This window comes from Peribacillus sp. (genome assembly GCF_059453735.1).
Genome location: NZ_JAZVJO010000245.1, coordinates 1 through 6292, shown reverse-complemented (window position 1 = coordinate 6292; position 6292 = coordinate 1). Strand labels below are relative to the sequence as shown.

Annotated in this window: 7 protein-coding genes; 5 read left to right on the top strand and 2 right to left on the bottom strand. The window is 38.5% G+C overall.

Going from position 1 to position 6292, the window contains the following annotated elements:
* Positions 1-1415 (top strand): AAA family ATPase (locus AC52RT_RS07705; RefSeq protein ID WP_495540198.1); only part of this gene is annotated, 1415 nt, incomplete at its 5' end.
* A 49-nt stretch (positions 1416-1464) separates the two neighbouring features.
* Here the strand turns inward: AC52RT_RS07705 and yppF are convergent.
* Positions 1465-1632, bottom strand: a complete 168-nt coding sequence (gene yppF, locus AC52RT_RS07700) for a YppF family protein (RefSeq protein ID WP_495540199.1) — start codon at positions 1630-1632, stop codon at positions 1465-1467.
* A 238-nt stretch (positions 1633-1870) separates the two neighbouring features.
* Positions 1871-2632, bottom strand: coding sequence for a class I SAM-dependent methyltransferase (locus AC52RT_RS07695; RefSeq protein ID WP_495540197.1), 762 nt, complete (start codon positions 2630-2632; stop codon positions 1871-1873).
* Positions 2633-2850: 218 nt separating this feature from the next.
* Here AC52RT_RS07695 and AC52RT_RS07690 point away from each other — a divergent pair, with 218 nt between their 5' ends.
* The 4 genes from AC52RT_RS07690 (at position 2851) to AC52RT_RS07675 (ending at position 5845) form a co-directional block, all read left to right on the top strand.
* A complete protein-coding gene (locus AC52RT_RS07690) occupies positions 2851-3117 on the top strand; it encodes a hypothetical protein (protein WP_495540196.1) in 267 nt (88 codons plus the stop codon).
* A 241-nt stretch (positions 3118-3358) separates the two neighbouring features.
* Positions 3359-4183 (top strand): STAS domain-containing protein, encoded by an 825-nt coding sequence (locus tag AC52RT_RS07685; RefSeq protein ID WP_495540195.1) that lies wholly within the window; start codon positions 3359-3361, stop codon positions 4181-4183.
* An 89-nt stretch (positions 4184-4272) separates the two neighbouring features.
* Positions 4273-5217, top strand: a complete 945-nt coding sequence (locus AC52RT_RS07680; protein ID WP_495540194.1) for a magnesium transporter CorA family protein — start codon at positions 4273-4275, stop codon at positions 5215-5217.
* A gap of 136 nt (positions 5218-5353) precedes the next feature.
* Positions 5354-5845 carry a CarD family transcriptional regulator gene (locus AC52RT_RS07675; protein WP_495540193.1) on the top strand — a complete coding sequence of 164 codons (492 nt, stop codon included), beginning with the start codon at positions 5354-5356 and terminating at the stop codon, positions 5843-5845.
* Positions 5846-6292 lie beyond the last annotated feature (447 nt).

Below are 6292 nucleotides of genomic sequence, written 5' to 3'. Positions count from 1 at the left end.
CTGAATACCGTAAGATTGAAAAAGATGGAGCGCCCGAACGCCGCTTCCAGCCTATTCAAGTTGATGAGCCAACACTGGAAGAGGCGGTGACTATCTTAGAAGGATTGAAGCCGCATTATGAGGCATATCATTCTGTAACTTATAGTGATGATGTGCTGAAGGCAGCCGTCGAACTGTCACATCGCTACATTCAAGATCGACATTTACCAGATAAAGCGATTGATTTACTCGATGAGGCCGGTGCTAAGCTGAATCTGACGATTGAAACAGGTCAAGAGGAGGATGTTAAGAATCGCCTTACGGAGATCTATAAAGAAAAAGAACGCGCATTAAAAGAAGAAAACTATGAACAAGCAGCTGTTTTACGCGATGAAGAAGAAAAATTAGAAAACCTCCTTAAGGATGGAACTCAAGCGGCCACACCAACCGTGACGGTTGCAGATATTCAAAAAATTATTGAACAAAAAACAGGTATTCCAGTTGGAAAGCTTCAGGAAGATGAACAGAAACGAATGGTTCATCTGCAGGAAGAATTAATGAAAAAGGTAATTGGTCAGGAAGAGGCTGTCAAGAAGGTGGCTAAGGCAGTACGCAGAAGCCGGGCGGGCTTAAAATCTAAGAATCGCCCAATTGGGTCCTTCTTGTTCGTTGGTCCCACAGGAGTTGGGAAAACGGAGCTTTCTAAAACGTTAGCAGAGGAGCTATTTGGAGACAAAAATGCTATGATTCGTCTTGATATGAGTGAATACATGGAAAAGCATAGTGCAGCGAAACTGATTGGCTCCCCGCCTGGATATATCGGACATGAAGAAGCAGGTCAGTTGACGGAGAAGGTACGCCGTTGCCCATACAGTATTATCTTATTGGATGAGATTGAAAAAGCACATCCTGATGTTATGCACATGTTCTTGCAGGTGTTAGAGGATGGACGTTTGACAGATAGCCAGGGACGTACGGTTAATTTTAAAGATACGGTCATTATCATGACAAGTAATGCTGGGGCAACGGATAAACCGAAGGTCATGGGATTTGGAGCAAGCAGTGCAGTGGAAGAAGCTTCGATTCTCCAATCGTTAGGAAGTTTCTTCAAACCTGAATTCTTAAACAGATTCGACAGCATTATTGAATTTAAAGCCTTAGATAAAAAGCATCTCGTTCAAATTGTCGACTTAATGTTGATTGAACTAGAAGAAACGTTGAATTCTCAAGAATTAAAGCTAGAAGTAACAACCAAGGCGAAAGAAAAAATCGCAGAATTAGGATATCATCCGGAATTTGGTGCGAGACCACTTCGCAGAATCATTCAAGAAAAGCTTGAAGATGGAATTGCTGATTTTATTTTCGAACAACCTGACGTAAAACGGTTTACGACCATAGTTGAAGAGAATCAAGTCAAAATTACTGCAGCAGAATAAAAGGAGCCTCCTGCCAAGCACAATGCATGGCAGGAGGCTTTTTTGAGGATTATTTTATGAAAGTTGCTTTTTTAGCTCCTCGTTTATCGAGTTCTGAATAGAGGTGTTTGTAGTTGACTGCAGAAAGGTTACCGGTTAAATACTGTTCTTGAATATAGTCCAGTAGTTCATCAGCATGCGTAGGTTTCCGATTTTTATAGGAGATAAAGTGTGAGATGAGTAATTCAATAATTGTGATAAGCCTCCCTTTCGCTTTTTTCCAATTAATGACTCCTATGGAACTATAACACGTATCTTACAGATATTAAATTTTTTCATAATTCAAACTTCAGACATTTTTTTACATTTTTTTCGCGAGCTTATCTATGTAAATAAAGAGAAAAGCTCTGAAGGAAACCGATTTAGGAGTGTGCCGTTAATCCTTAAGGCTTCCTTCCAAAATGTTTCGGGTGAATTTATGAGTTAGTTTTTTGCGGTTGATATGGAAGATCTATTTTACCCGCTCGAAATACACGATAACCCAGTCGATCACCATAGGAAAGGGTAAGATTTTGATGGGTAAGTATAATGTGTTCAAGCGAAGAATCGGCGGAAAAAGAGGGTGGTGTATAGCCATCATTTACGTCCAATTCAATATTCATGAGTTCATTAAGGACGGTGTTGGCCTTTAATATCTGAATTTGTTTAAACCCGGAACGTTTTAATGCTTGGAGCCATTCTTTTTCAGTGAGAAGGTCTTTAATTTCGTAAAACTGAATCAACTCTGTTTTTGCTTCCAGTTCAAGTTGAGGCTCAGCAGTCATATCAATGGTAAGAAGAACTCCATTTGGTTTCAGGACACGAGCATATTCACTTAGAGATTTAGGGATGTTAGTAAAAGCCGTTGAAGATTCTGCGACGATTAAATCAAAGAATTGGTCAGAGAAAGGGAGCTTCTCGAGCGATCCTTGGATAAGGTGAATGGGGAGGTGTTCTTTTTTGAATTTGGTTTTCGCTTTCTTAAGCATGTCTGGATGCTGGTCGAGGGCATAAACCTGACAGGAAAACGTTTTGGCGAGATAAGCGGAAGTTTGACCAGTTCCACAGCCTGCATCAAGTACTTTTGTATAAGGGGTAATTTTCTCATCATGAAGTAATTGTTTAGTCAGTTGAAACCCGCCTGGATGTGCGCCGTCAATTCCATAAAAAGCTAATGCATCTTGGTAAGAAGGATTCATCTTTGGGTCTCCTCTCCTGCACGTCATTACATTAGATTATGTATGCATCAACAAAATGTATCATGTATTATTTATTCGTATTACAAATGAAATATAAGGGGTTTCCTTGGTCGTTCATACTAAATGGACGGTCCTTTTTCCATTTCCTGTGTGTATGTCCATGCAGGAAAATCACTTTGTACATATGATAATCGAGAAGTGAATGGAGGTTAGGTTGAATGAATCATTATCACACGTTACGTCAAGGAGTAGGCAGACCAGTCGAAATACGGACGAAACAGGGTGCGGTGCATAGAGGCATCGTCGATCGAGTGGATAGAAATAGAGTGTATCTTCGGCCGATGAATGGCGGAAGAAGGAACTTTGGCGGCTATGGTTACGGTTATTATGGTCCCGGCTATGGCTATGGTTGGGGAGGAGCAGCAGCAGGATTTGCTTTAGGTGCTATCGCAACGCTTGCGTTCTTGCCGTTCTTTTTCTTCTAAGAGCAACAGACTTAATTAAATGACATGAATGATACACAACTGCCTCTAATGGAGATATCCTTTTAAAGGGAAGTCTTCATTAGAGGTGCTTTTTTTGATGCCCTAAATGGTCTCATACGGTTACTTTGTAGGTAAAAAAGGATTAGCTAGCTTATAAATCAGGGTATATATCTATATGAGGAGATTAAAAGAATAGAAAAACTTGTTATTGTTTCTCGATACCTGTTTGTAGGAGGATTCCATGGAAGCTAATCAATTAGAAGGGCAATTAAAGGCAATAACTCATACTATACTCACAAGAAAGTCTGAACTTGCATCGCAGCGGGAAGCAGCGGATGAGCACGCTTATAGTAAGACGATTACGGATTCTTTAACCTCTTGGAGAGAAAATTTAATTGATATTTATGGTCAATCCATTTCAAAGGACCATGAAGAAGCGATAGATAGATTAAAGCAGTGGGGAGGAAAATTGGTTGATTTACTAGTTGAACTAGAACTCCCGCTAGATGTAGCTATACAGGAAGTTCGATTCTACCGCGACACCATTGGTCATATTATTAAAAATGAAGCGCAAAAATACCAATTTAGTCTTGATGTGTTTTACGAGGTCATTTCCCAATTCGATGCCGTAGTTGATGAGGCTGTTTACTGGCTTAGTATTTCTTATACTAGGAGTTATACAGCTAAACTTATGTCGGCAGAGTATACAATGAATGAACTTGCGATTCCGCTTGTTCGTGTATCAAAAACAACGGGCGTGCTTCCGATTGTTGGTGACTTAGATACCAAACGGGCGCAAGTCTTAATGGATCGAGCCCTTGAACAAGGGACTCAACATAACCTAGATTATATAATTATCGACCTTTCAGGGGTTCCTATCATAGATACAATGGTTGCGAATCAAATTTATAAAGTGATCTCAGCATTAAATCTCGTTGGAATCCGGACCAGTTTAACGGGAATCAGACCAGAAATCGCACAAACGATGGTTGGATTTGGGATAAAATTCAATTCAATTTTGACGTTTTCCAGTCTTCATCAAGCACTTGATAATTTACGTGCATAATTTTTACAGGTGCGCTCATCTTCAAAGGTGCACCTTTTTAACTAGAATAGAAGGACTAATGTAAATAAGCGAAAAATAGGGGGTGTCCCATGGGAGAACATTCATTTAAACAAAATAAATGGCAGTGGCATGAGCTTGATTTAACCAATGAACATCAATTGCATCAGTTGATAAGCACGACTAAAAAATGTGAAAAATGGGTGGAGCATACCCTTTCCAAAAAATCGATAAATCTTGGGTTACATATAGCAGATGAAGGAAAGGAGGCAATCTGGGGTTCCCTTGTTTATATACAGGATGTTGAGGAGAAAGAGAAACAGTATACATTTCATTTTTACCTGACAAATGAATTTTTAATAACCGGCTATCTAGATTTTTCTTTATTGGATGATATCAGTGGAGAAGATTTACTCAATTTATTAGACCGCGTCGAATCACCAATTGACGGCCTGATGATTATCTTAAGCGAAATTATTTCATCTTTTTTAATTAAGATAGGCCACTTCGAACAAAGAATCAATAATTTATTATGGGATGTAAAAGCGAAGAACGGCAAGGAAATTTTGGAGAAAATAGCTGATTGTCGGCATGAATTATTAGTGTGGAAAAATTTAGTGGTCCCGGTGATGGAAATCATCATTGCTCTAGAGGAAGCTTTTGGGGAAGAAATTAAAGAGTCGACACAGTATAAACGAACTGAGCTTCGCATACAACGTACGAAGACACTTTTGCGGGAATACGAACAAGAAATTGAATCGATGGTCAATCTTGAAAATGTGGTGTCTTCCCTCCGAGGAAATGAAATCATGAAAACGTTAACACTATTAACCACTTTGTTTACTCCGGTAATGGCGTGGGGAGCATTATGGGGAATGAACTTTAAGCACATGCCAGAACTTAAATGGCAGTTTGGGTATCTGATTTCTGTAGTCCTTATAGTCATTAATACATTGGCTCTTTACGTGTACTTGAAAAAAAAGGGTTGGATGGGAGATATCCTGCGTGCCAGAAAGAAAAACTCATTTTTTGAGTAATTTTATTACCTAAAAAAGTAAGTGAAAAATGTAAAAAAGTTAAGATTAATTGATTGACTTAATAATTAAAAATATGATATTATAATAAATTTGATAAAAATAGAAAAGTGTGTTATGATTAAATAAGTTATTATATATGGGGGTGCGTTATTTGTTTCAAATTGGCGATCATATTGTTTATCCAATGCACGGAGCAGGTATAATTGAATCAATTGAAGACAAAGAGATTCAAGGAGAGGTTCATCAGTATTATGTTCTGCAGCTGCCAAATAAGATACAAGTTATGCTTCCTGTCGGGAAAATTAAAAATTTCAGCATACGAAAAGTAGTCGATACTCTTACCCTTGAAAACGTTCTTCGCTTATTTCATAACGGAGAAACGGACCGAACCCTGAATTTCAAAGAACGGTATAAGTCTAATATGGAAAAAATGAAAACGGGGAAAATTCAAGAAGGTGCAGAAGTATTGCGCGATTTAATGCGAATGAATAAAGAAAAAACCCTCAATTCAAGCGAAAAGTCCATGCTTGGGAGTGCACGGAAATTTCTTTCAAGCGAGCTTGGGCTCATAAATGGAATAACCGAAGATCAAGCAATTGATTTATTGAATTATAGAATTGGTAAATAAGCGCTTATAGAGTCTAGGTGTAGACAAAAGAGGTTCGGAATGAAACATTCCGAACCTCTTTTGCGTTTTAAGACATTTCATCGAAGTTTTCCTTGCGTTTTGCGATGAGGAGGTTCACCGGCCTTCCGCCAGGAACGGAAATCAATAGCCCAAATTTAAAAACTAAAAAAAGAAGACTATAGGCAATCTCAATTTTCATCGAGTTTGTTCATAGTCTAAGAAAGACTCCATTATGGGGTCTTTTTCAACGTTCAGGACTAAAAATTCCCCGCTAATAGTGAGGGAAAACAAATAAGAGAACGAAAGCGCACCTAAGCATCTTATGACAGAATGAAAATTGTCGCTAGATGTGGGAAAAATTAGAAAGAATAAACTTATACGTATTTTGTCATTCTATTAAAGCAATACGCTATATAAAGGAGGAATGAAAATGACAGTGATTAATCA

Bases quoted from the DNA above. Each gene is read 5' to 3' on its own strand.
- AC52RT_RS07695 (WP_495540197.1), bottom strand. From the start codon at position 2,632: ATGAATCCTTCTTACCAAGATGCATTAGCTTTTTATGGAATTGACGGC.
- AC52RT_RS07690 (WP_495540196.1), top strand. From the start codon at position 2,851: ATGAATCATTATCACACGTTACGTCAAGGAGTAGGCAGACCAGTCGAA.
- AC52RT_RS07685 (WP_495540195.1), top strand. From the start codon at position 3,359: ATGGAAGCTAATCAATTAGAAGGGCAATTAAAGGCAATAACTCATACT.
- AC52RT_RS07680 (WP_495540194.1), top strand. From the start codon at position 4,273: ATGGGAGAACATTCATTTAAACAAAATAAATGGCAGTGGCATGAGCTT.
- AC52RT_RS07675 (WP_495540193.1), top strand. From the start codon at position 5,354: ATGGGGGTGCGTTATTTGTTTCAAATTGGCGATCATATTGTTTATCCA.